The following is a 24,078-nucleotide window of genomic DNA, read 5'->3' as shown; positions in this document are numbered from 1 at the left end:
CTTGCTATTTTTGTCGATGACTAGTTACTTAGCCAATGTATATAGTTTTAAAATATCATCTAATCCGCTCGATGAGTCATTCAAATTCACCGCGAGTTCCACTGAACGTTGCGCTGTTTCTCGAATAGTTTCAGCTTGATTTCGAATATCGCTTAGCTGAGTGGTAATGTCCCGTGATGCAGCGCTTTGCTCTTCTGATGACGTTGCAATCTGGCTGCTCATATCAAAAACATGGCTTATAGAAGAGACCATCTGATCGACTTCTTGTCCGACAGATTCGATAGCGCCACGACCTTTATCCGCTTGACCAACTATATCAGTGGTGATGTGTGACAAGGTCGTCGTATCTTTCTGCAAGCCTTCAATCATGGTTTGGATTTCTACTGTTGCTTGCTGTGTTCGACTTGCAAGAGTACGGACCTCATCAGCGACAACAGCAAACCCGCGGCCTTGTTCACCTGCTCGAGCCGCTTCAATTGCAGCATTGAGTGCCAGTAAGTTTGTTTGCTCAGAAATACTGTTAATGGTGGTCACTACAGCACCAATATTGGCTGCAGCTGTCGATAATTCCGTTACCGAGTTAGAAGCTTCTGAAATCCGGCTAGTTAAAGTACCAATGCGCCCAACGGCTTCAGTGATTTGGGTTTGGCTATTATGGGCTTGGGTCGAATTCAGCTGAGTCTGTTCAGAGGTATTTGAGGCATTATGAGAAACCTCTTCAATTGCCGCGGTCATTTGAGACATGGCCACAGAAACGGTATCTAAAAACTCATGCTGGTTTTGGGTGAGTTGCTCACTTTGTTGTGCTTGCTGATTAAACTCTGATGCAGCAGCTGCCAGTGTTTCGGCATTATGTGCAATAGCTGTGACCATTTCACTCATGTTGTCTGCACTACGGTCAATTTCTCGGGCGATTAAACTAAAATCATCAGTGCCGAAAAAGTTGAGTCTGCAAGTTAAGTCACCACTGGCTAGTCGCTTAATTGCGATGTACATATCCCATAAACCACCACCTAATGAAGTCGAAGTCCAATAACACACTAGGTATAACGGGAATAAGGCCAATAAAGCGAGTATGAGCATGAAATTAGCATCTGATATAACATCACTTTCTAGTTGAGCGACATTGATGGTGACAATTAATGCTTGGTTGCCAACGGGTGAGCTGACGGTAATATTATCACCAGATCGCTTTGCCTCAGCCGGATATCCGACGGAGGCATTAATTTGTTGAGCAAATTCAACAAGAGACTGCTCTGATAAGTTTTGTGCATTGGCACTTTGTGCAAAAGCATCCACTTTTGTTTGAGCGAGTGTTTGTGAAGCCCCATTTATATGGGCTTTAACATTAATATAATTGGTAATGGCAATCGTGGCGGTAAACAAAGTAGCAATGGCGCAAATAACCCAAAACTTGCCATTTAAGCTGAGTTTAATCATGATGGCATCGACTTTGCGAAAATTAATTTGTTTCATTCATACATCCTTGGCTGAAAGCCCAACCGATAATTCTTTGCAGAAAAATTAGATAGTAACGTCATTTGTTGGATAAAAATTCGAGAATGATCGCAATCCTAGATTGTTTCAATCTTTATTATTTTTAATGCTGCACGTTACAGTTATAAACTTATCGGCAAGGGTAACTAAAAGTTGATTTTTGTTTCAGGTAGTTTAAAACATAGCTTAGGTGCCTTGTTGCTGTGTACACTATCTATAGCACTGTTTTAAAAGGGCAATTTGACTTGATGGGTTAAGTTGTGTTTAGATTTTAAATCTAGATTGTTAATTTGGGGTTTAATTCAAATTTGCAGCTAGGGGAAAATGAGCAATATTGGTAGTGAAGGAGAACTATCATAAGTCCTAATGTGGATAGTAAATATCTCCTCCTGAACACCACTGTTGTACTTTCATTTTACTCACAAATTCAATAGCACTAAGAGGTTGCACCCAATCTTAGTGTATTTATTGGGGTGCGGACAAAGGAACTGATAATGAGCGAAGATACATCTGTAGTCGTAACTGAAATTTCACAAGATTCTAAAAATATGGCGCTATTGTGCTGGATAGGCACCATTTTCTTTGGTTTTATTCCGAGTTTAATTTTGTACTTGGTAAAAGAAGATGACGAATATGTCAGAGAGCAGTCTAAAGAAGCGCTTAATTGGTCGATTACTGCAGCAATTGGGTATTTTATCTCGTTTATTCTCACCTTCGTGTTAATTGGAGTTTTGACAACTTTTGTTCTGGGGATCTGTCATCTGATTTTTTGTATTATGGGCGCTATCGCAACGTCAAAAGGCGATTCATTTCGAGTTCCTTACACGCTACGTTTAATTAAGTAATGCTTATTTAAATTAACGTAATGATGTGGCTGAGTCATTCGCTTCAGTCACATCAATTTGTTGGTTTAGTCTTTTGCAAAAAATCTAATGTTATTGGCTAAAATCAATGTCTTGTCTGTTTGAGACAAGTTCTGCAATTGGTGTAATCTATAGTTATAGTTGTAGTTGTAGTTGTAGTTGTTTTTTGGTTGGAACAGAAATAAATGACAATGAAAATGGTGTTACCCAGTGCTAAATACCAACGCAGTTATCATCAATATATTGATGAATTAGCTGACGAAGAGCGCTATCCCTTTCCGCTAGATTTTGATCATCAAGATTTTGAATTACTCTTAAAAAAACTCGCAGACTTTGCCAACGGTATTAATATTCCAGCAGGTTATGTTGCCAGTGAAACTTACTGGCTGGTGGACGGTGCTGAATTGGTGGGTGTTGCCAATTTAAGGCTAAGTTTGAATGAGGTGATTACTTATTGTGGTGGTCATATCGGCATTGGTATTAAACCGAGCTATCGCGGTAAAGGCATTGGCAATTTGTTGATGAAAAAGGTTATCGAAGCAGCCAATAGCAGAGGCATTAAGCCGTTGCATATTCATTGTTATAAACACAATATCGCCTCTGCGAAGATGATCATGGCCAATGGTGGAGTGCTTGATTCTGAAATTATCGCTCCCACTTCCAATAGCGAGTCGGCTTCTAATGATGCAGATAGCATCACAGATAAAAATACTGACGAGGCACAAGTTAGGGCATTAACTCATACCATCGTCAGTCAGGAACGTATTCAGCGTTATATCGTTAGCTAATTAACGTGCTAGCTGCGCCATCGTTTGTTGTAGCTGCTCAAGTAGTTCAGCATTAACTATGCTAGCCGACTCAAGGTTATAATTATCGTAGAAACTCGGTACTGAAAGAGAGCCTTTAACATCAGCAGCAAAGTAAGGCGCTGAGTTTGTTGCTGCGGTTAATACAGATTTTGCACCGCCGGGTCCCGGTGAGGTTGCTAACAATACTGTTGGCTTGTTTTGAAAAACTTTTTGATCAATACGCGAAGTCCAATCAAATAAATTTTTGTAGGCCGCAGTATAAGAACCATTATGCTCAGCAAATGAAATAACTAATGCATCTGCTTGACCAATTTTATCAAAGAAGGCTTTAGCCAATGCAGGCTGACCCAGTTCTTTTTCTCTATCTTCACTAAATAAAGCAATTTCATAGTCGTTAATATCTAACAACTCTACTTCTGCTCCATCGACTAAACTAGCTGCATAGTTTGCTAACGTTTTATTAATTGATTTTCTGCTACTGCTGGCTGCAAATGCTAATATTTTCATGTTATTGCCCTTATTTTTGACTGGTATGTGTTTGCTTGGTACTAACTTATGTCGCTACTTTACGGACTTATTGAGGATTAATTAAGCCATTCATTGGATAATTATTGTTTCCATATGACTCTTAATTGATTACATATTAATAGACTTGCCCTTTATTGGAATGAATAAGCCCGTTATAGTGACATAAATGAATCAATACTTTGCTGGCTGCTATGGACCAAGATACAAAGCTTTTTGATGGTGTAGTGATATTCACACATGTTATTGAATTAGGGAGCTTCTCTTTAGCGGCTGAAAAGACCGGCCATTCGACTTCTTACGTCAGTAAAGAAGTGACTAAACTAGAGCTGCGCCTTAACACTCGGCTATTACATCGCACCACCCGTTCACTGAGTTTAACTGCTGAAGGTAAGCTTTTTTATCAGCAATGCCAGCAAATGGTCGCTGATGCACACGCGGCGATAAATATGATTGATAGCAGCTTGCTCATTCCTTCTGGCACCTTAAAAATTAGTTGCCCAGTGACATTTGGTCTGCAGTATTTACAGCCAATACTGTCATTGTTTATGCGAACGTATCCCGAGATTAAGTTGGATATTGATTTTAGTGATCGGCAGGTCGACTTAGTACAAGATGGTTATGATCTGGCGATTAGAGCAACGGGCCAATTAAGTGATTCAAGTTTAATCTGTAAGCGTATTAGCCAATTTCATGCGCATATTGTGGCAACGCCGCAATATCTTGCACAACATGGCACGCCGCAAACGCCGCAAGATTTGATGGGCCATCAATGCATTTGTTATAGCAATTTAAAGCAGCCAGATCGCTGGCAGTTTGAACATACAGATGGGCATACTGAAGTCGTTGATGTGACCCAAGTTATTGGCTGCAATAATGCCGATATGGAACTGGCAATGGTACTGGATCATCATGGTATTTGCCGCTTGCCGTCGTTCTATTTAACAGAGGCACTAGAGAAGCAGCAGTTAACGATTATATTGCAAGACTATATTCAACCTGAAATTGATATTTATGCGGTTTACCCTAGCCGAAAACACTTAACCCCTAAAGTGCGAAGCTTTATTGATTTACTGGTCGAGAAAATGCCTAAGACGACTAATTTGAACTAAATAAAAAGCTTGGGCTAAAGAACTAGCTAAGATTTTTTAGCAATAAAACCCGTTTTATCGGGCTTTATGAGGTTAAGGCTTTATTAACGCAGTGATAAAAACGCTTAAAAAAGGCTGCAATGTGCAGCCTTATTTTTTTGGGGGATTGCTACATATTCACACTGAAAACTACAGTACAAATGTCGCCACTAAGTCATTCAATGACTTAGCTTGCTTCTTCAAATCTTGTGCTTGTAATAACCCATTCGATGACGCAATACTAATTTCATCAGTGACGTCTTTAATCGCCACAGTATTCTGAGTTATTTCGCTAGTGACCTGGGTTTGTTCTTCTGCTGCCGTTGCAATTTGACTTGCCATGTCTGAAATCAGCGTGACTGCTTGGGTAATTTCTTCAATGGCTTTAGTCGCTTCATCAGCATCATTGACACTGTTAGACGCTAAAGATTGGCTGCTCTGCATTAAGGTAACTGCTTTAGACGTGGTTTGCTGCAGTGTATCGATGGTTTCGTAAATCTCACGTGCAGAGTCTTGAGTTCGATGAGAAAGCACTCTGACTTCATCGGCAACAACGGCAAAACCTCGGCCTTGATCGCCAGCGCGCGCAGCTTCAATTGCGGCGTTTAATGCCAATAAGTTTGTCTGTTCAGCAATACCTTGAATCGTCGAAAGAATACTCGAGATAGCTTGTGCATGACGGCTCAACTCACCAATCACATCAGTGGCTTGAGTAACTTCTTCAGCGAGTAAATTGATTGACTTACGGGTGTTATTTACCAAGCCCTGACCTTGTATGCTGCTATTACTTGATTGTTGAGCTGCTGTAGCGGTTTGCTCTGCGTTTGAGGCAATTTCATTGGTTGCACTGGCCATTTCTGTTACCGCGGTAGCCACCATGGTGACTTCTTGTTGCTGCACTTGTATTTCTTTTTCGGCTTGATGGGAGTTCAATAAACTTTGATCCGCTTCTTCATCTAATTTTTGGGCTACTTCGCGGATTTGATTAATTAATTGATGCTGGCTGTCTACGAATGAATTGAAATTTTCAGCGAGAGTGCCGACTTCATCCTGGGTGTCAATTTCAATGCGTTGAGTTAAATCGCCATTTCCATTAGCAATACGGCCTAGCGCTTGAGAAACTTTTGATAATGGTGCAAGTAAGGTGCTAATCATCCAAGAAATCGTCGCCATACTGATTAAAAGCACAATAGCAGCGATACCTAGTTGAGTTAGTAATAATGATGTCAAAGGTGCTTCAAGGGTTTCTTGATCGAGTATCAGTATAAGCTCCCAATCAGTATTAGGAATATCTTCTGCCCAAACCAGTTTATTTTTATCCTCAGGAGAAAAATGAATTGGCATTAATTCGTTGGAAGTGCGATTTTGCTTTAATAGGTTGTAATCGAGATCGGTATCTATGGTGCTGATGTGACCCATGGTTTTACTTGGGTCTTTGTAAGCGATTACGGTGCCATCTTTATGCATCATAATGGCAAAGCCATTTGAAGGCAGTTTCATCCGATTAACATCATTCACTAAGCCATCAATTGACAGGTCACCACCAATGACACCATTTTTAGTTTGTGCAGCGAGAGTGACCACCAGAATATTATAGGCAACATCGAGATATGGTTTGGTAAGAATGAGTTGCCTTTCTGTTGTTGCTTGTTGATACCAAGGTCGCTGGCGAGGGTCATAACCTGTGCGGTCAATACTTGGGTCTGAATCGATCATTTCACCAGAGTCTTTACCGAAATAAGTCAGCTCGAAACGACCTGATTGTTGTGCTTGTTGTAATGCATCTAAGGTATTGATATTCGCTTTATCACCTAAAGCACTAATGACGTCTTTTCTGGTCGCTAGCCATCCACTAATTCTTTCAGCTTGCTGAGTACTTAAGCGCTGAACTTGCTCAAGGTTAGACTGTAAAAGCATGCTTTTTTGATTGGAATAACTTAGCCAAGACAGTAGTGCGATTACTATCGATAAGGCGACCATTACAGGCACAAGGATTTTTTGCTTTAACGAATAAGATTTCATATTGACCATTGTTATAATTTAATGAGTAGAGCTAAGTACCGCTGAACGTTAATTAAAATGACACTTAATTAATTTGGCCGCGGATAATGACATGGTGCTGTATGTTCACCAAGCAAAATGACTAAAAATCGAGCAGGCTATACACCGATGCAACAACTGATATACGGTTTGGAAATGTTTGCATCAAAATAGATATAAATAGTTTTGTGTTATATAAATTATTTGCGAGTCACTTCGTTGCTCATAGCTCGATCACATAGTTAGATCACATAAAGCGGCCACAAAAGATCTTTACTGTAATCATAAGAGGATTAGATTTTTGGCCATTTAAACTTAAGGTTTTTACAGGGTTGATGATTGCTTATTTTTAAGGCGAGAGAAGCCAGAAGGCTAGGTTAAGAATAGAACCAAAGCTCACTTTATAGTGAGCTTCTTGTTGATGCTTGCTCATCTGCGCAGCATTCATCTTGTAAAAAGCTAATCACTGCTTGCAGCTTATCAAACTCAGCGACACAAAATAACGTACGACCTTCACGACGCTGCGAGATCAGTCCTGCAGAAGCTAAACTCGAAATATGATGAGACAAGGTTGAACCCGGTATCGACAAATCCTGTTGTAGGCTACCAACAGCAATGCCTTGGTATCCAGCTCGAACCACTTTATTGAAAATGGTTAATCGTGTTGGATGGCCTAATTCTTTCAAGGCCTTAGCAATAACTTCAATATCCATATTCACTCCTAAGGAAATTTATATTTCGATATTACTAGAAATATCTTGATCTCGCTAGTTTAATAATCTATATTTCGACTATTCTGGAAATGTAGAGGTGTAATTATGAAAGATTTCATCTTAGTTAATACAGATATGTTTAAAGAAACATTGAATATGTTTGTGTTCTTAGCGGTTGAATTAACCTTGTTGTTTTTGGCCATTAGCTATTTTGTGGGTGTGCTACAACAATTTATTCCGCCTGCCAAGATTCAACAAATTTTGAGTGGTAAAAACGGTAAAGGTTACATCATTGCCGCTTTTTTAGGGGCGATAACCCCGTTCTGCTCTTGTTCTACTATTCCTTTTTTAAAGGGACTGCTTAGAGCAAAGGCGGGTTTTGGCACCATGATGGTGTTCTTGTTTGCAAGCCCCTTACTCAATCCCATTATTATTGGTTTGTTCGTAGTGACTTTTGGGCTGCAAGTGACCTTATTTTATTTTGTCATTGCGATGGGCGTATCAGTTATTGCAGGTTATAGCCTTGAAAAATTAGGCTTTGAAAAATATGTCAAACCAGAAGCATACATGACAGCTGAAGTGAAAGGTGGATGCGGTAGTTCATGTAATGGTAAAGCGGCAAAGCCTCTCACTAAATGGGATAAAGTTTTCAGTAAAGCATTGTGGCACACCACTTGGTCTGACTTTAAAAAAGTATTGCCATATCTTATCGGTGGTATCGCTGTTGGCTCGTTAATATACGGATTTATGCCTACAGAGTTTGTTGCCAATGTTGCGAGTGAAGATAACTGGTTTGCTATTCCAATAGCGGCAGTGGTTGGTATTCCACTTTATATTCGTGCTGAAGCCGTGATCCCATTAAGTGCCGCTCTGGCAGCTAAAGGTATGGGCTTAGGTGCGGTAATGGCGTTAATTATTGGTAGTGCAGGCGCTAGCTTAACTGAGGTTATTTTACTTAAATCGATATTTAAAAATCAGATGATAGCCGCATTCTTAGTGGTGATTTTATCCATGGCAATGTTGGCAGGTTTTACTTATCAATGGATTTTTTAGCCGCGGGGAAATAGTCCAAGTACCAAGCTTGGGTTATTGCAGTTAAAGGGTAAATAAGTAAAAGGAGGCAACTTAAGATGCCTCCTTTTATTATGTTGTGCCGCTTATTTAGTTATATGCGCCGCTGGCATATTGAAGTTCATAGCTGTGGCTATAAATTTCTAGAATGTTTCCAAACGGATCTTCCATATAGATCATGCGGTAAGGTTTTTCACCAGGAAAATAGTAACGTGGTGCTTTCATACGCTTCTTACCACCTGCAGCCACAATTTTATCAGCTAACTCTTCAACGTTTGGATCTTGAACACAAAAATGGAAAATACCTGTTTTCCAATATTCAAAATTATCTTTAGGGTTTTCCTGATTTTTAAATTCAAATAACTCAATGCCGATGCGATCGCCAGTTGATAAATGCGCAATTCTGAACCGCTCCCAACCTGCACCAAAAACATCAGTGCACATCACACCAATTGGGCTATCGTCTTCAACAACTTCAGTCGGTTGCATAATCACATACCAGCCGAGCACTTCAGTATAAAATTTAACCGCTTTTTCTAGGTCTGGTACTGAAATACCAATATGAGAGAAAGTACGTGGGTAGGGAGTGTTGGTATTAAATCTTTCGACATCAACATCGTTCGCTTTATCTGCTGGTGCGCTAGTTGCGCCCATGACTGATGGCGCTGCAGATGCAGCAACAGCTGCGGCAACGCCCATTCCGACTGTTTTTAGCATACTTCTGCGACTTAAATTTAAATCGATACTTTCTTCATTTTTGCTCATGACTTATTCCTAATTAACCTGCCTAGATTTGATAAGCCTAGTCTATAGCCATGGGTATAGGATGAAAAATTATCAATAATTATTGTAATGATAAAAAAATTTGATAATTAATCTGGTTGAACAAAGATGACAAAGTTGGTTTGGTGATGATATTTATTATGAGCTTGCTTGTCTGTGATAGTAGTAAAAATTTAATGTGCTTCTCAAATGTGCCATTTCAGTCACGACATTAATCGATTAATTTTTTCGTCTTAACGGATTTTAATGATAAAAATCTTCCTATTGAGCCATAATCGGTCATTATCCCTGCTTACTTTGCTGTTCTATATTTAAGGACTTCCATGCTAACTCGTTCTGATGATTTAGACATTTTACTGACCGTGGTCGATACGGGTGGTTTTTCAGCTGCTGCTGAACTGTTGGGTATTCAAGTGGCGAGGGTGTCTCGTTCAGTCACTAAAATTGAGCAACAGCTTGGAGTCACGATTTTAAATCGCACTACCCGCAGAGTTGATGTGACAGATGAAGGGCGTCAATTCATTGAAGCTGTTCGCAATGGGTTGCAGCTGTTGCAACAAGCTGAGCATGATCTCATTTGCCGAGGTGATCTACCAAAAGGGCGATTAAGCGTTAATGCCGCAAGCCCATTTGTATTCCATCAATTGGTGCCACTGATGCACGAGTTTAGAACGGCCTATCCTGATATTGAGTTAGAGATCACCTCTAATGAAGGCTATGTTGATCTCCTTGAAAAGCATACCGATGTCGCTATTCGTATTGGTAAACTGTCTGACTCAACTATGCATGCTAGAGCATTAGGGAATAGTTTACTGTACCTAGTGGCTACACCTGAATATTTAGCCAAGCGCGGGATCCCCAAGCAAACCTGTGAGCTAAATTATCACGATTTAATTGGTTTTTCAGAGCCGAAAATTTTGAATAATTGGCCGCTAAAGGGCGGTTATGTAGCAGAACCTACAATGCGGTCCAGTAACGGTGAAACCTTACGTCAGTTAGTGCTAGCGGGTCATGGAATTGGCTGTTTGTCTGGCTTTATGGTGAATAAAGATCTCGCAGAAGGGCGTTTAGTGGCGGTTTTAGAATCTGAAAAATTGGTGAATACCGGTCGTGAGCAAATCAATGCGGTGTACTATAAATCATCATCGGTCGCACGGCGCATTTCAGCATTTATTGACTTTATTCAACCTAAACTCACGCTGTAATTGATGTTCTTACATCATCTTTTTATTTCGTACAAAGGCAGTTATTCATTATGAAACCAGTATTCGATTATTTGCGGTTAGTTCTTTTTGTCTCAGGCGTGCTGTTGGGGATACAAGTTCCGGCTTTTGTGGATCAATATGGCCAGCGTTTAGATGCACACACCACTGAAGCACAATTGAGTTTGTCTGAATTTCAGCGCGATGCTGACCGCTTTTTCGAGGGTGACATTAATCGGCTATTAGCGCATTACCAAGCAAGTCCTGATGTGGTGGTTAATGCTGGTGGTCAGAGCATTCAAGCGGTTTATGATCGCTATCAACTGCTTAATTCAGCATTAGTGCAGTTTAATCAAACCGCTTACAGTGGTTTTGAACAAGTGGCTTTTTCACCGTTAGAAGATATCCGTCAAGAAGTATGGCAGCAGTTTAGCCACACTATTATGTTGGATACTCGGGCTATTGTGATTGGCTTAGTATTAGGCTTCTTATTTTCTTTACTGTGTGAGTTGAGTTTAGTCGGTTGTGGAAAATGCTGTAAGCATGCTTATCGAGTCGTAAGGCCTATTTCATCTAAAACCAGCTAATTCGAGTAAGTCATCTAGATGAATGAACTCAATAATGAACTAGGTATTGAGCCAATTAATAATCTCATCCGTAATATCTTTTTAAGATACATATCACTAGACCGTTAAACAGAGTACCCACACATTTGCTCTGTGTTTGTCAGAGGTTTTTAGCGCTATGCTACAGCACAATAAATACATTAATAGGGGTTTTACATGATTGAACAAGGGCAAAAACTTCCAGCAGGTACTTTAGGTGAACTAAAGGAAAGTGGCATGGTCACTCACGAAGTCGGTGAATTATTTGCGGGTAAAAAAGTAGTATTGTTTGCTGTTCCTGGTGCGTTTACGCCTACGTGTTCAGAAGCACATTTGCCAGGTTTTGTGGTATTAGCAGATCAATTAAAGGCCAAAGGTGTTGACCTTATTGCCTGTCTTTCTGTGAACGATGCCTTTGTGATGAAAGCCTGGGGTCATGCGCAAAATGCCGATGAGCTGATGATGTTAGCCGATGGCGATGCAAGTTTTACTAAAGCTTTAGGTTTAGAAATGGATACTGCTGGTTTTGGCGGCGTTCGCTCACAACGTTATGCAATGATTGTCGATAATGGTGTAGTGACAACCTTAAATGTTGAAGCGCCAAAATCATTTGAAGTCAGTACAGCAGATGCGATTTTAGAAGCGTTATAAGCTTGTTGTAATCGATGCGTGTTTTAATCAAAGCGAAGGAAAGCCAGTGGTTACACTATATTGAGTGAAGCTCTGGCTTTTTATTTGGCATTTTTATTAAAATGGTTTTTTTAATTATTCGATCGTCGTTAAATAATTTTTAATGCGAAATATATTGATCTAAATCAAATGCGTGTTTAATATTATCTTAAAACATGCATTTTAAATACATATTAGAGGTTGTTTATGTTAGATCAACATACGATGGACGTTGTTAAAAGTACTATTCCCTTATTAGAATCAGCTGGCCCTGCGCTAACTACGCATTTTTATCAACGTATGTTTGAACATAATCCCGAGTTGAAAGATGTGTTTAACCTTGCACATCAGCATACAGGCGGACAACCGGTTGCATTATTTAATGCCGTTGCAGCCTATGCCAAAAATATTGATAACCTTGCCGTGCTTGGATCTGCAGTTGAGCGTATAGCCCACAAACATACCGGTTTTTTAATTAAACCTGAGCAATACGCCATTGTTGGTGGTCACCTATTAGCAACCCTAGAAGAGTTAGGTGGCGATGCCGTTACTGAAGAAGTCTTAACGGCTTGGGGTAAAGCTTATGGTTTCCTTGCTGATATTTTTATCAACCGTGAAGCACAGCTTTATCAGCAAACCGCAGCAGCTAAAGGTGGCTGGGAAAATACCCGACGCTTTATTATTAAGGCTAAAACTCAAGAGTCATCATTGATTACCTCGTTCTTGCTAGCGCCTGAAGATGGTAAAGAAGTGATCGACTTTATTCCAGGTCAATACTTGAGTGTGTCGCTTGACCATGATGAATTGGAGTTTAAGGAAGTGCGCCAATATTCGCTTTCTGATGCACCAAATCAACATACTTATCGCATCAGTGTTAAGCGTGAAGAGGGTGGCAAGGTGTCAAACCTATTACATGGCCATTATCAGCAAGGTGATGTTATTGATGTGGTTGCGCCTGCTGGCGACTTTACGCTAATTGAAGATGCGGCTAACCCAGTGGTATTGATCTCTGCAGGTGTTGGGCTTACACCAATGAAAAGCATGCTGAATCAACTTATTGCTCAAAAAAATGGCAATAATATTACTTGGGTACATGCTTGCGAAAATGGGACTGTTCATGGCTTTAAAGAGGCCGTTAAAGCTAAAAAATTAAGCCATGATAAGTTACAAAGCTACGTTTGGTATCGAGAACCAACCGCGCAAGATTTACCTGCTGAAGATTTCGATTTCATCGGGACTGTGGAATTAAGTAAAATTGCTGACAGCATAGTACCCAATGCACATTATTACTTCTGTGGCCCGATAGGCTTTATGTCGGTAATTAAGCAGCAGTTACTGGCATTGAATGTACCAGAATCACAACTTCACTATGAAGTATTTGGACCGCATTCAGATTTATAATTCCTGCTTTTAAAGCGAAAACTATAAAATAAAAAGCGACTCAACTATATACTCTATAGCGGTCGCTTTTTTGTTGTGGTTTGAAGCTCATGCATTACTTTTCCATCGGTAACCATACCTGAGCGTGGAGGCCACCTTCTTCACGATTTTTAAGCTCGATTTTGCCGTGATGCCTATCGATAATACGCTTTACGATAGCTAAGCCTAAACCTGAGCCTACTGAGCCTCGAGCGCTATCGCCTTGGGTAAATGGCTGAAATAGCTTTTCAATCTCTGCTTCGTTAATTCCTGGGCCGTTATCTTCGATAATAAAACTGACACCTTTAGCCGTTTGATATGAGCTGATTTTTATCAAGCCGTTACCATAGCGAAAACCATTTTCGACTAAATTACTCAATACGCGTTTAATCGCCACGCTTTGAAAAGGCACTAAAGGACAATCTTGTAAATTGAGTTCAATTTTGCCTTCTCGGTGCATTTCCTGTTGGTTAATTTCCTGGATTAAGCGGTTGATATCATTTGGCTCTCTGGCACTTTCTTGGTCGTGACGAACATAGGCAATAAACTGATTAATGATGTCATCCATGTCTTCAATATCGGTGACTATGCCATCTTTAAGATACTGATCTTCATCCACCATCATTTCAGAGGCTAAGCGAATTCGTGTTAGTGGCGTGCGTAAATCGTGGGATATGCCGGCCATCAGTAAGGCTCTATCTTGTTCAAGCTGCTTCATACTGTGAGACATTTGATTAAAAGCGTGCGTTACTTCGACGATTTCAGATGATCCGCTTAAGGGTAATGGCTCTGGGAATTCGCCTTTAGATACAGAGAACGCAGCGCGTTGTAAGCGTTTAAGTGGCTTATTCAGACGTCTTGCAAATAACCATCCGCCAGCGACACTTAAGGCGCCAATGACCAATAAATAAAGGGTAAGTGGCGATAAATCGTTTTCGTTTAAGCCAGTTAATGGCACTTTAATCCACACAGATGTGGCTTGAGGAGGCCGGATCCAAACCTCTAGCTGAGAACCTTGTGAAAAGCGCACTTCAGCTTCCCCGCCAAGGTACTCTGACATCTGTTTAGATAAGAAACCGTAGTATGTCGCTGAATCTAAACCCGCCTCAATTGCGCCTTGTTGGTTGTAGATTTTCATATCATCATGGCGCACTTTTGCATTGAGTGCATCGACAATAGTGAGATGTTCACGGCTGACTTCAACTCCGTCAATGAACAATAAATTAATTTGCCGAGCAATCAGCTGGTTAATTTGCTCATAACTGGGTTTGATGAAGTAAATGGTCACCGATAGGTAAGACACCAACTGATTAATCAGTAGCAAGCTACCAATTAACAGCACGGTTTGACTGAATGAATTGCGTGGCAGTATTCGCTGCCACCATTTCAGTGTGATGGCTTTGGGCTGGCTAACGGCTTTGGTCTGGCTGATAGGGAATTAACCTCGAGCTGTGCCGTCGGGCACAAAAACATAACCTAAACCCCAAACTGTTTGGATATAACGAGGATTGGCGGCATCGACTTCGATTAGGCGACGTAAACGTGAAACCTGTACGTCAATAGAGCGTTCAAGGGCTGAATAGTCACGGCCACGGGCTAAGTTCATCAACTTGTCACGTGATAACGGTTCTCTTGGATGCGATACCAATACTTTTAATACCGCAAACTCACCTGAAGTCAGAGCGATACTCTTGTCTTCATGGAACATTTCACGGGTTGCTAGATTCAGTGAAAACTCACCAAAACTGACCATTTCTTCTTGCTGTGCTGGTGCTCCTGGTACTTCGGGAGTTTGACGACGCATCACTGCTTTAATACGTGCTAACAACTCACGAGGATTAAAGGGCTTTGGTAAGTAATCATCAGCACCAAGTTCTAGACCGATGATACGGTCAACTTCATCACCTTTAGCGGTCAGCATCACGATAGGGATTGGGTTTTCTTGTTGGCGTAAACGTCGACAAATTGATAATCCATCTTCACCCGGCAGCATTAAATCTAACACTAATAAATGGAAGTTCTCGCGTTCTAACAAACGATCCATCTGTTCTGCATTTGCGGCACTACGCACTTGATAGCCTTGCTCGAGGAGGTAGCGTTCCAGTAATGCTCTGAGTCGCATGTCATCATCGACAACGAGAATTTTAGATGTTTCCTGACCCATGAGATATCCTTTTGGCTAAACTTTGGCGTTAAATACAGTTATTAAGCTAAATATAGCGACTTTATGAGAGTGCAAACAAGAGGCGAGTGAGTTGTTTGCGAATCGATTAGGGTAATATTAACAATATTGAAGGTTAAGTCTATGAAATAGATTGAATTTAATGCTTTAAGTTTAACAAAGAGAAATTGTAACCAAATCAGTTCTTACGCATTAATTTGGAAAACTCATCAATAATGCCATTGTCATCATTATCCAGTAAGAAGATGAGTTGATCATCGTTGAGTTTTATTTTTAATGCGGCATGAGAAATTTCACTGAAGCGACTAAAACCTGTTTGTTCGTTATCATCGTATTCGGCCTGAAAAAAGACTTCTCCTGAATCTGTTTGGTGTTGATATTGCCCCCATTCCATTCCTGTCAGGTTTTCATCACTATCAAAGTTGATTTGCAGTTGCACGTATAAACCATTTTCGAGCATTAAAACGGCATATAAATCATCACGGTCATCGTTGTACCAATAGCCTTCTATTTGTTGCGACGGTAGCTGAGTATATTCAATAATCTTGTCGATAGAATAATCTGAAGAGGTGTCGATATTGAGCTGTAAACTATGATCACTGCCGTTGAGATAAACATCACTGTTATTAAGCTTAGCTAATAGGGTAATAAACCCTTTAGCGGGGTTATTACTGAAAGTGGGATTAAAGCTAATTAGTAGGGGTAAATCAGCTAGGGTGTTGGTTTGTTTAAGCGTGTAGCTACCCCACTCTGCAAAGCTATTTTCAGGAATCTGTAAATCTATGCCAAGCTGCAGATAAGTTTGATCTTGGTTTATTTGTAATAATTCTATATAGCCAGCATGCTGATTTATCCAATTACCAATAATGTCCATTGACGCTTGATTATGGTTTATTAGCTCAGGATTATTGTGCATCGGGACTGAAGCTAAGGGCTCTGAATATCGCTGTTCTGTATTTAATGACTCTGAACTTAGCGGCTCAGTATTTAGTAACTCTGTATTTAATGACTCTGAACTTAGCGGCTCTGTATTTAGTAACTCTGTATTTAGGAGATTTGAACTTAGGGATTCTGTATTTAGGAGGTTTGAACTTAGCAGCTTTGAGTTTAGTAAATTTGAATTTATGTTTCTAGGATTATGGGGCACTTGCTTGATTGGGGCTTGGCTAATGGCCAAGACCTGAAAACTTAATATGAGTACAGCAATGGCCAACAAAAATTTACGAAACATAAAAGTCCTTTTTATGTTATTTACCAAAGCCTATTTTATTCGTTAAGGCAGAGTAAGCACAAATCAGATACTAAGTTTAGTAAAGTCACTCGATAGGGCAAGTTTTGCAGTGTTAAATTGCCCCAAAGATGGAGCTAAGCGGGATTATGTTCCATTGTGGTGCAAATAGAGAACATTTTGTTAGTTATAAAGCTGTGTAAGATATTTTGTTGATGTACCAATCTTGCGGCCCATCAGGAGTTGGGACAACAGCATCGTCATCGACTTCTTTTTTCAGCAAAGCACGCGCCATCGGCGAGTCGATAGAAATATAACCCTTAGCACCGCCATAAATTTCATCTGGGCCGACAATACGAAACTGCAGTACATCACCGTCATCATTTTCAATTTCTACCCAAGCCCCAAAGAAAACCTTGCCGTCTTGTTCCGGCGAATAGTCAATGACTTTCAAGCTTTCGATACGTTTTCGCAAAAAACGCACTCGGCCATCAATTTGACGTAATAAACGCTTATTTTCTTTGTAATCAGCATTTTCTGAGCGATCGCCAAGACTCGCAGCCCAAGCGACTTTTTTGGTGATCTCTGGGCGATATTCACGCCATAAATAGTTCAGCTCAGTTTTGAGTTTGTTGATCCCTTCTGGGGTGATGAGGTTGGTTTTCACGAATTGTCTCTACGTAGTACTGCCTAGGAGTGAAATTACCTAAAATGGGGGCGGTTGTCGATGGTTTTAAATTTAAGCGTAACGGTAATGATGCCGGTAGTTATGAGACTGACAGATATCACTAGCCCATATTGCGCGTTTGGCTGCGACGTTGAGCGCGAAGGTGGCCTAGCTTTTTCATCGCATCAATGACTTGTTGGCTTTGATTTAACATTTTAATGTCAGTGACGGTGAGCTGCTGGTATTGCTTAGCGTAATATTCAGCTAATTGCAGGATTAAGGCTTCAGCTTGAGTAAGATTATTTTTACTAATCTCTTTAACAAATAACAGTAAAAAACCGTCAAAAAGAGCGCCAAAAACATCTTCTGTCGTGAGTTCTGTTTCGGTGTTTAGACGCTTTTCATCATTCACTAATGCTGCAGTGAGGTTAGCGGTAGTTATAGCCGTGGTTGCACCGACAAATAAGCTGTTCACATAGGCATCTAGCTGCCAAAAAGATACCAATTGATGAGACCATTTGGCCTTATCCCATTGTGCACCGACTGCATGTATAACTGACATAGTGAGTTCCTGAAGCTGGAGTGTTAGCAAGTCTTAATAAGCCACAGCAAGGTGAAGATTTAGCGACCTACTTATGACTTATTTATGACTGATTAAGTGCTATCTAAATAATTTACGTGGCATTGGTATCACGTTAAATGCGTCAGTTAGCTCGGCTAAATAATCACTGGCAAGTAATGAAACTCCGCGATAAAAATCAGTTTCAGCATGTTCTAGCGCAATGTCGAGACAACGTCCGGCCCACGGCAATAAGTGCTGTTGTAGTAGCACTTGAATAAATTGCTTCAAGCTTTGGCTATCACTGTCTTCATCATTATCAGCGTTAATTAAACGCTCAAAACTCGAATCTAATACAGCAAAGAAAAGCCCTAAGTGATCGACAGGTTGTGGCATATCAAGGCTAAAGTTAACCCCGTGCTGTTTATAAAAATCGATAAGGGCGATGGTTGATGCATCGAAATGCACTTGAGCTTCACCTAAATAGGCTGACCCTTGTGGTATCGCAATCGGTTCACCTGGACCATAGAATAGCTGACCATAATCGACTTTAAGGTCGTTCATCTGTTCAACATTCCATTGTCCAAGGTAGTTATTTAGCGCATCACGTCCCTGTTGATTAGCGGTTGTTTGTTTAAATTTTGGCCAAGTAGCCGCTACCGCGTTTTCCTTGAACCCTTCAACGAGTTCTGTCTCTGGATAGAGGCAAAAAACATTATGCAGAATACGTGCGATTGCTTGGTATTCAGCGAGTTTATCTAGCGATATTTGTTCAACAGTTTGTGAGTTGCTCATTATACTTTCCTCAAAAAGGGTAGTGGTTATGACTAACCACTACCAAATCTGATTAGACTTCAGAAGGGTTTAATATCTTACCCGCACCAGCGCCAGCAGGTTGACCATTGCGATTTGCTTTAATGATCAAGTTTGGCGTTGTGATAGATGGATTAGGGAGTGGTGCAATATGCCCATCACCCGCGCCATATTTAGCTTGGATATTTTCTACTGTATCAAAATCTAGTGCACGCATTGGGCATGATTCAACACAGACAGGTTTACGTCCTACAGCGAGTCTATCGTAACAACCATCACATTTAGTCATGACCTTACGTTCTTGGTCAAGTTGTGGTGCATCGTATGGACAAGCTCTTGAGCAGCTTTCACATGCAATACATAAATCTTCAGCAACATGGACTAAACCGTCTTCACGACGCTTATGCATCGCACCTGTTGGACAAGCTTTAACACATACAGGTTCGCTACAGTGGTTACAACCGATAGACATATAATAAGCAAATACGTCTTGCTCAAAAGTCCCTGTTGCAGGGTCAACATTCCAAGACCCACCGCCGTACTCATAAACACGACGCCAGTTAACACCGGTTAAGCTAGGCACGCCGTTTTCAACGGGCTTAGTTGCGTTGCGAATTTCATCACCTTGTCTATCTTTACAAGAGATGTGGCAGGCTTTACAGCCAGTGCATTTAGTCGTATCGACATAAAAACAATATTGAATTGAATCGCTCATAGTGGCGCTCCCTTATAAAACTTTACGAAGTTGAACACGGTTAGTGTGTTGTGGATTACCTTTAGCCACTGGGCTAGGCATGTAACGGGTCAGCGAGTTAATCGCGCCGCCAATATCCACAACTTTGCCTGATAAGCCAGTACGACCATTTGGATCAGGTTTGAACCAAGCGCCTTGACCTAAAGCAACAACACCCGGTAATACGCGAGGTGTTACACGGACAACCACTTCAATAGAACCACGTTCGTTATACATTTCGACAGTGTCACCAGAGGCTACGCCGTACTGCTGAGCATCAATCGCGTTCATCCATACAGCATCTTCTACAGCTTCACGTAACCAAGGTACGTTGTGGTAGCTAGAGTGAGTACGACCCTTAGTGTGATAACCAGCGAGTTGTAACGGGTAATCTTCTTTAGTGTCTTCATCTTCATAGCCATCCCACGTCACTGTGTACTGTGGAATTGCAGTGATGGTGTCGCCTTTAGCTTTGTTTTGTTCCCAGTTTGCTGAGCGCCAAGCTAACTCTGCAGAATGGATTTCAATTTTTCCTGATGGTGTACCAAGAGCTTCTCCGCCATTCACAAATCCTTGTAATGCCACGTTGCGGTTTTCCATGTTCTTACGGAAGAAACCAATTTCTTGTGCTTCTTTATAAGTTGATGGGAAAGCAGGTGTCACACCTAAGTTTTTGCTGTTTTCGCGAGTTTGTTGGTATAACTCTTCAAGCCACTCATCTTCCGTTTTACCTTCAGTGAATGCCGCGCCTACGCCCATAGCTTCAGCAATCATTGCAGATACTTGGTACATTGACTTACAGTCCCAGATTGGATCCACAGCCGCTTTCATCGCAGTGATATAACCCATAGCGCCTGAAGCGTATGAATCATCAACAAGGTCGTTAGACTCTAACCAAGACGTATCAGGAATGATGATATCGGCGAACTTAGCGCCAGGTGTCATCCAGCAATCACACGATACTATCAGTTCAACGCCGCTTTCATCTTTTAAGATTTCTGCAGTGCCGTTGATGTCAGCATGTTGGTTTAGTAGCGAGCTATCAGATGCCGAAATGATCACTTTGATGTTAGTGCCTAGTGGCGTATCTAAGTCATCAGTTCCAGTGATTCCGTGACTACGTGCTGTCATGGTTTCGCCGTTGTGAATGGCTTCTGACCAAGTAAAGAAAGAGATTTTTTCTTTTACAGGGTTTGAGCCAGTAGGGATTGAACCACGGTACATGTTAGTCATGTTTGGTAGCTCACCATTTGATGAACCTTCGCGGCCTAACTTACCTGCTAGTACGCCCAACATGTATATGGCACGAACCGTTTGCTCGCCGTTTGCTTGACGGTTAACACCCGCACCAGCAATGATGTAAGGCTTTTCTGATGCCATTAAATCGTCAGCAACTTGCTTGATATTGGCTTCTGAGATACCAGTGATTTTCGCAGCCCATTCAGGCGTACGAGGTGCACGGTCACTAAATGCGCCTAAGCCCATAATGTAGTCGTAGTAGTTTTCTTCAGACTTCATTGCTGCAGCGTATTCGATTTTTTTCGCGTCGCCACTGGCTGCAAATTCTACTTTTTGCGCTTCGATAGAAGCTGCGTCATAACCCACGCTGTGTTTATTGATAAAGTCGATAGAGTTAGCGTCAACCCAACCAGAACTGATCATCAAGTAAGCAATTGCTTCAGCTAAGGCTGCATCAGTACCTGGACGAATAGGTAACCAAGAAGACTCTTTACCTGTCATTGAATCAGTGTAGCGAGGATCAATCATGGTCACTTTAAGGCCGTTAGCGCGTTGCAATGCCTGTAAGTAATCATAACCTTCACCAGAACCCGATTGACGGATTTCACTTGGGTTGTACGCAAAACCTAATAGAAAGTCACTGCTTTCAAGCGTTACAGTGGCAGAACCTGAAGTGCTGCCAGTACCAAAGGTATGCTTAGCCGCTTCAGTTTGTTGTGCCCAAGAGTAGTTACCGAAGTATTGTAAACAACCGCCAACTAAGTTGAATAAACGGTTGAAGTTAGCATTTGATGCGAAGCCGTAGTAAGCACCTGAACCATAACTTCTGAAGATGGCTTTGTTGCCATGTTCTGCAATAACTGAAGTCAGTTTGCCACCGATTGTGCTAGCCGCTTCTTCCCAAGTGATTGGCACAAATTTGCCTTCACCACGCTCACCAACACGTTTCATTGGCGACTTTAAACGGTCATACGCATAAGTGCGTTGACGTAAAGAACGACCACGGGCACAAGCACGAACTTGATGTAAACCGTAAACGTCTTCTACTTCATGGTCAGTTTCGACACGGGTAATCATCCCATCTCGACTGAAAACTTTAACTGGGCAATTTGAGCCACAGTTAACTAAACATGCTGACCAAGTCACTGCTTCATCGACAGGCGGTTGTGGCGGGATTGGCTCTGCATCTTTCGAACTGCTATTACAGCCGGTTACTGTTGCAGCGCAACCCATAGCCGCACTCATCTTCAAGAAACTTCTGCGTTCCATTATTGTGTCCTCTTACTAAAATATATTCAGCGCGTTGGTAAACGACTACAGCAGATAGCTGAAATTCAGCATGATCTGATGGGCGTTATAGTTGTGATTTAGTTCGCCTAAAGTGACCATGCCTGGTACTTCATCTGGCGATATTTGTGCATCATCGGTGTCGTAATAGCGTTCGTAGCTATAAGTTAGCTTCAGTGCCATTTGCTCATTTAAGGCGTAGTTGGCATACAAGCTAGCGGTATGGTTATAGGAATAGTAATCGCCGTAGGGATTGGTTCCTGTGCTGGTAACGTAAGTGTCACTGCTTGAGTTGCTGAATAGGTAATCAGCGCCTAAAGTCAGTTTGTCTTCCATTAACCCGCCATAACTTACGCCAGCACCCATGTTGATGAATTTGTCTTCAATGTCTGCGTACCAATCAGGATCGCTATAACTTTGACTGCCTGCTTGAGCAGAGTTAATCCACTGTTGGCCAGCAAAACCATAGGCTGATAATTGGTTGGTGATTTGTAGATTAACGTTAACGTCGTAGCCGTAATCTTCTGACTCAGTTAAGCCGATGACAGTGTCGTCGTAGTCATCTTTTGCATAACGACCAGTGAAATCGATACTTAGCCAATCAAGTGGGGTGTGATTAACGCGAAGTTCAACATCATTGCGTTTTCTATCTGCAAGATAGTATTTGCGCATTAAGCTGTTTTCTTCTGATGACGTTAACTCGGTCGCTTCATACTCAGAACCACCACGGTTGCTGTGGCTGGTTTTGATATCAATAACAAAGTTATCAACGGCCCGGATGCTGAATTTAGCCCATAAGCTATCTTCATTCGTTTCTTCACGTTCGCTGTGAGTACGTTCAACGTCTTTGCGATCATATCCACCTTGAAGGCGATAGCCGCTAGCAATGCGGTAGCTTGCGTTTACTTTGAATGTTGAGCGTTCAATGTCAGTGGCGACGTTTTCTTTAAATGTGCCATTAAGACTGTTGAAGCTGTACTGCTGGAATTCAAGTACTGAACTGTTATTTTCGCGATTGCTGTAATCATAGCTACCGCCTAAACGGAAACGATTGGTCAGCATTGATGTCACTCTAAAACTGGCATCAGTGGTATCAATTTCGCCATCCCAGTTTTGAACAGGATTACCAGACATTTGAATCAAGTCATCATCTTGAATCATGCGACCAACAATAAAGCGGCCTGACATAACGGTGCGATCAAGCTGGTATTGACCAGATAAAGAAACTTGATGCGCCTCATTATCTGGCGTCGCAGCATATAAGTCGTATGAGTACGGTAGGCTAAGATCGTTAACGTTATTTTTGTATTGGCTACCAAAATAACTCAGCTCTGTTAACCATTTTTCACCCGTTAATGCAGCACCTGCTGTAAATGAATCAGTCGTTGAGTCGACCACTAAGCCGATATTAACCGGATTTGGGGTAACAATACTGCTGCTCTTATATCCGGTTTTATCTTCGGTTTCGTAGCGTAGATAAGCTTGATAGCCGTCTTGCTTAACTTTGGCGCCTAAACCCATTTTTTCACGTTGTTGAGATAGCTCGAACGTGTAAGGTTCATCACTTGGCACCATCATGCCGTCGTCATAGTAAAGCTGACTTTGAGCATCACCAGACTGGTATGTAGTGAGTAATTGGTAATCAGCATCAACAGAGAATAAACCTGTTTTGCCAACGCTAACGTTGGCAGAGCTGTTTTCAAAACCAAGTTGATTGGCTTGAATACTGGCTTGATAACCATCATCGCCCTGATATTGAACATCACCGCTGACATTAGTCACAAAACCGTCTTGGTCAGTACCAAAGGTATTTGCTGCATGGACATCGTCACTGTCGATGTAACCCGCTGCAACACTTACGCTACCGCTATAGCCAGTGTTTGCTTCACAGCGCTGACATTGATATTTCTGTTGGTCTATATTGGCCGTATTAGCATTACCAACAGCAAAGTTAGCTGCCAATGCGGGTGCTGATGCAACCAGTAATGAGGCGGTAATAATATTAAGTTTAAAATTCAGTTTATAACTCATGGTGTCGCTCCTC

General features: G+C 41.3%; 22 protein-coding genes. 8 read left to right on the top strand and 14 right to left on the bottom strand.

From position 1 onward, the window contains the following. Positions 1–24: 24 nt before the first annotated feature. Positions 25–1,476: a methyl-accepting chemotaxis protein gene (locus FPK91_RS12720; RefSeq protein WP_144211598.1), complete on the bottom strand. Its 1,452-nt coding sequence runs from the start codon at positions 1,474–1,476 to the stop codon at positions 25–27. 515 nt (positions 1,477–1,991) lie between these two features. On the opposite strand from FPK91_RS12720, the gene FPK91_RS12715 reads away from it, so the two are divergent. Beyond that, entirely contained in the window at positions 1,992–2,342 is a 351-nt protein-coding gene (locus tag FPK91_RS12715) for a DUF4870 domain-containing protein (RefSeq protein ID WP_144211597.1), read from the top strand. A 203-nt stretch (positions 2,343–2,545) separates the two neighbouring features. Continuing rightward, positions 2,546–3,148: a GNAT family N-acetyltransferase gene (locus FPK91_RS12710; RefSeq protein ID WP_144211596.1), complete on the top strand. Its 603-nt coding sequence runs from the start codon at positions 2,546–2,548 to the stop codon at positions 3,146–3,148. On the opposite strand, the gene FPK91_RS12705 is transcribed toward FPK91_RS12710, so the two are convergent. Beyond that, positions 3,149–3,676, bottom strand: coding sequence for an NADPH-dependent FMN reductase (locus FPK91_RS12705; RefSeq protein ID WP_144211595.1), 528 nt, complete (start codon positions 3,674–3,676; stop codon positions 3,149–3,151). 212 nt (positions 3,677–3,888) lie between these two features. On the opposite strand from FPK91_RS12705, the gene FPK91_RS12700 reads away from it, so the two are divergent. Continuing rightward, entirely contained in the window at positions 3,889–4,806 is a 918-nt protein-coding gene (locus FPK91_RS12700; RefSeq protein WP_144211594.1) for a LysR family transcriptional regulator, read from the top strand. A 168-nt stretch (positions 4,807–4,974) separates the two neighbouring features. Here the strand turns inward: FPK91_RS12700 and FPK91_RS12695 are convergent, their stop codons facing one another. Together FPK91_RS12695 and FPK91_RS12690 are read right to left on the bottom strand one after the other, a co-directional pair. Further along, positions 4,975–6,846 carry a methyl-accepting chemotaxis protein gene (locus tag FPK91_RS12695; protein ID WP_144211593.1) on the bottom strand — a complete coding sequence of 624 codons (1,872 nt, stop codon included), beginning with the start codon at positions 6,844–6,846 and terminating at the stop codon, positions 4,975–4,977. A gap of 419 nt (positions 6,847–7,265) precedes the next feature. Then, a complete protein-coding gene (locus FPK91_RS12690; RefSeq protein ID WP_144211592.1) occupies positions 7,266–7,577 on the bottom strand; it encodes an ArsR/SmtB family transcription factor in 312 nt (103 codons plus the stop codon). Between the two features lie 105 nt (positions 7,578–7,682). On the opposite strand from FPK91_RS12690, the gene FPK91_RS12685 reads away from it, so the two are divergent. After that, entirely contained in the window at positions 7,683–8,630 is a 948-nt protein-coding gene (locus tag FPK91_RS12685; protein WP_144211591.1) for a permease, read from the top strand. Positions 8,631–8,738: 108 nt separating this feature from the next. Here the strand turns inward: FPK91_RS12685 and FPK91_RS12680 are convergent, their stop codons facing one another. After that, entirely contained in the window at positions 8,739–9,302 is a 564-nt protein-coding gene (locus FPK91_RS12680) for a lactoylglutathione lyase family protein (protein ID WP_144214391.1), read from the bottom strand. A 452-nt stretch (positions 9,303–9,754) separates the two neighbouring features. On the opposite strand from FPK91_RS12680, the gene FPK91_RS12675 reads away from it, so the two are divergent. The 4 genes from FPK91_RS12675 to hmpA all read left to right on the top strand — a co-directional run bounded on the left by FPK91_RS12675 (position 9,755) and on the right by hmpA (position 13,308). Beyond that, the gene (locus FPK91_RS12675; RefSeq protein ID WP_144211590.1) at positions 9,755–10,636 is read left to right on the top strand and encodes a LysR family transcriptional regulator; all 882 of its coding nucleotides are present in this window, start codon (positions 9,755–9,757) and stop codon (positions 10,634–10,636) included. A gap of 50 nt (positions 10,637–10,686) precedes the next feature. After that, positions 10,687–11,220, top strand: coding sequence for a DUF2937 family protein (locus tag FPK91_RS12670; RefSeq protein ID WP_144211589.1), 534 nt, complete (start codon positions 10,687–10,689; stop codon positions 11,218–11,220). A 195-nt stretch (positions 11,221–11,415) separates the two neighbouring features. Then, positions 11,416–11,889 carry a peroxiredoxin gene (locus FPK91_RS12665; RefSeq protein WP_144211588.1) on the top strand — a complete coding sequence of 158 codons (474 nt, stop codon included), beginning with the start codon at positions 11,416–11,418 and terminating at the stop codon, positions 11,887–11,889. Between the two features lie 225 nt (positions 11,890–12,114). After that, positions 12,115–13,308, top strand: a complete 1,194-nt coding sequence (gene hmpA / locus FPK91_RS12660; RefSeq protein WP_144211587.1) for an NO-inducible flavohemoprotein — start codon at positions 12,115–12,117, stop codon at positions 13,306–13,308. A gap of 94 nt (positions 13,309–13,402) precedes the next feature. Here hmpA and envZ read toward each other — a convergent pair whose 3' ends face one another. From envZ to FPK91_RS12615, 9 genes are all read right to left on the bottom strand, one after another. Further along, a complete protein-coding gene (gene envZ, locus FPK91_RS12655; RefSeq protein ID WP_144211586.1) occupies positions 13,403–14,722 on the bottom strand; it encodes a two-component system sensor histidine kinase EnvZ in 1,320 nt (439 codons plus the stop codon). Positions 14,723–14,764: 42 nt separating this feature from the next. Then, complete coding sequence (ompR, locus tag FPK91_RS12650; RefSeq protein WP_144211585.1) at positions 14,765–15,490, bottom strand: osmolarity response regulator transcription factor OmpR; 726 nt, start codon at positions 15,488–15,490, stop codon at positions 14,765–14,767. A gap of 196 nt (positions 15,491–15,686) precedes the next feature. Continuing rightward, a complete protein-coding gene (locus FPK91_RS20950; protein WP_264371763.1) occupies positions 15,687–16,739 on the bottom strand; it encodes a hypothetical protein in 1,053 nt (350 codons plus the stop codon). A 184-nt stretch (positions 16,740–16,923) separates the two neighbouring features. Beyond that, positions 16,924–17,403: a transcription elongation factor GreB gene (gene greB, locus FPK91_RS12640; protein ID WP_144211584.1), complete on the bottom strand. Its 480-nt coding sequence runs from the start codon at positions 17,401–17,403 to the stop codon at positions 16,924–16,926. A gap of 121 nt (positions 17,404–17,524) precedes the next feature. Further along, the gene (locus FPK91_RS12635) at positions 17,525–17,965 is read right to left on the bottom strand and encodes a hypothetical protein (protein ID WP_144211583.1); all 441 of its coding nucleotides are present in this window, start codon (positions 17,963–17,965) and stop codon (positions 17,525–17,527) included. A gap of 99 nt (positions 17,966–18,064) precedes the next feature. After that, on the bottom strand, positions 18,065–18,757 hold the full coding sequence (locus tag FPK91_RS12630; protein WP_144211582.1) for a TorD/DmsD family molecular chaperone: 693 nt from the start codon (positions 18,755–18,757) through the stop codon (positions 18,065–18,067). Positions 18,758–18,809: 52 nt separating this feature from the next. Further along, positions 18,810–19,490 carry a DMSO/selenate family reductase complex B subunit gene (locus FPK91_RS12625; RefSeq protein ID WP_144211581.1) on the bottom strand — a complete coding sequence of 227 codons (681 nt, stop codon included), beginning with the start codon at positions 19,488–19,490 and terminating at the stop codon, positions 18,810–18,812. A gap of 12 nt (positions 19,491–19,502) precedes the next feature. Further along, positions 19,503–22,016, bottom strand: a complete 2,514-nt coding sequence (locus FPK91_RS12620) for a DMSO/selenate family reductase complex A subunit (RefSeq protein WP_144211580.1) — start codon at positions 22,014–22,016, stop codon at positions 19,503–19,505. A gap of 45 nt (positions 22,017–22,061) precedes the next feature. Then, a complete protein-coding gene (locus tag FPK91_RS12615; protein WP_144214387.1) occupies positions 22,062–24,053 on the bottom strand; it encodes an MtrB/PioB family decaheme-associated outer membrane protein in 1,992 nt (663 codons plus the stop codon). Positions 24,054–24,078: the final 25 nt, after the last annotated feature.

This window comes from Shewanella donghaensis, from assembly GCF_007567505.1.
In the GTDB taxonomy this organism is placed as follows: Bacteria; Pseudomonadota; Gammaproteobacteria; order Enterobacterales; family Shewanellaceae; genus Shewanella; species Shewanella donghaensis.
Note: the sequence above shows the minus strand (reverse complement) of the source record. Positions and strands in the feature narration are given on the sequence as shown.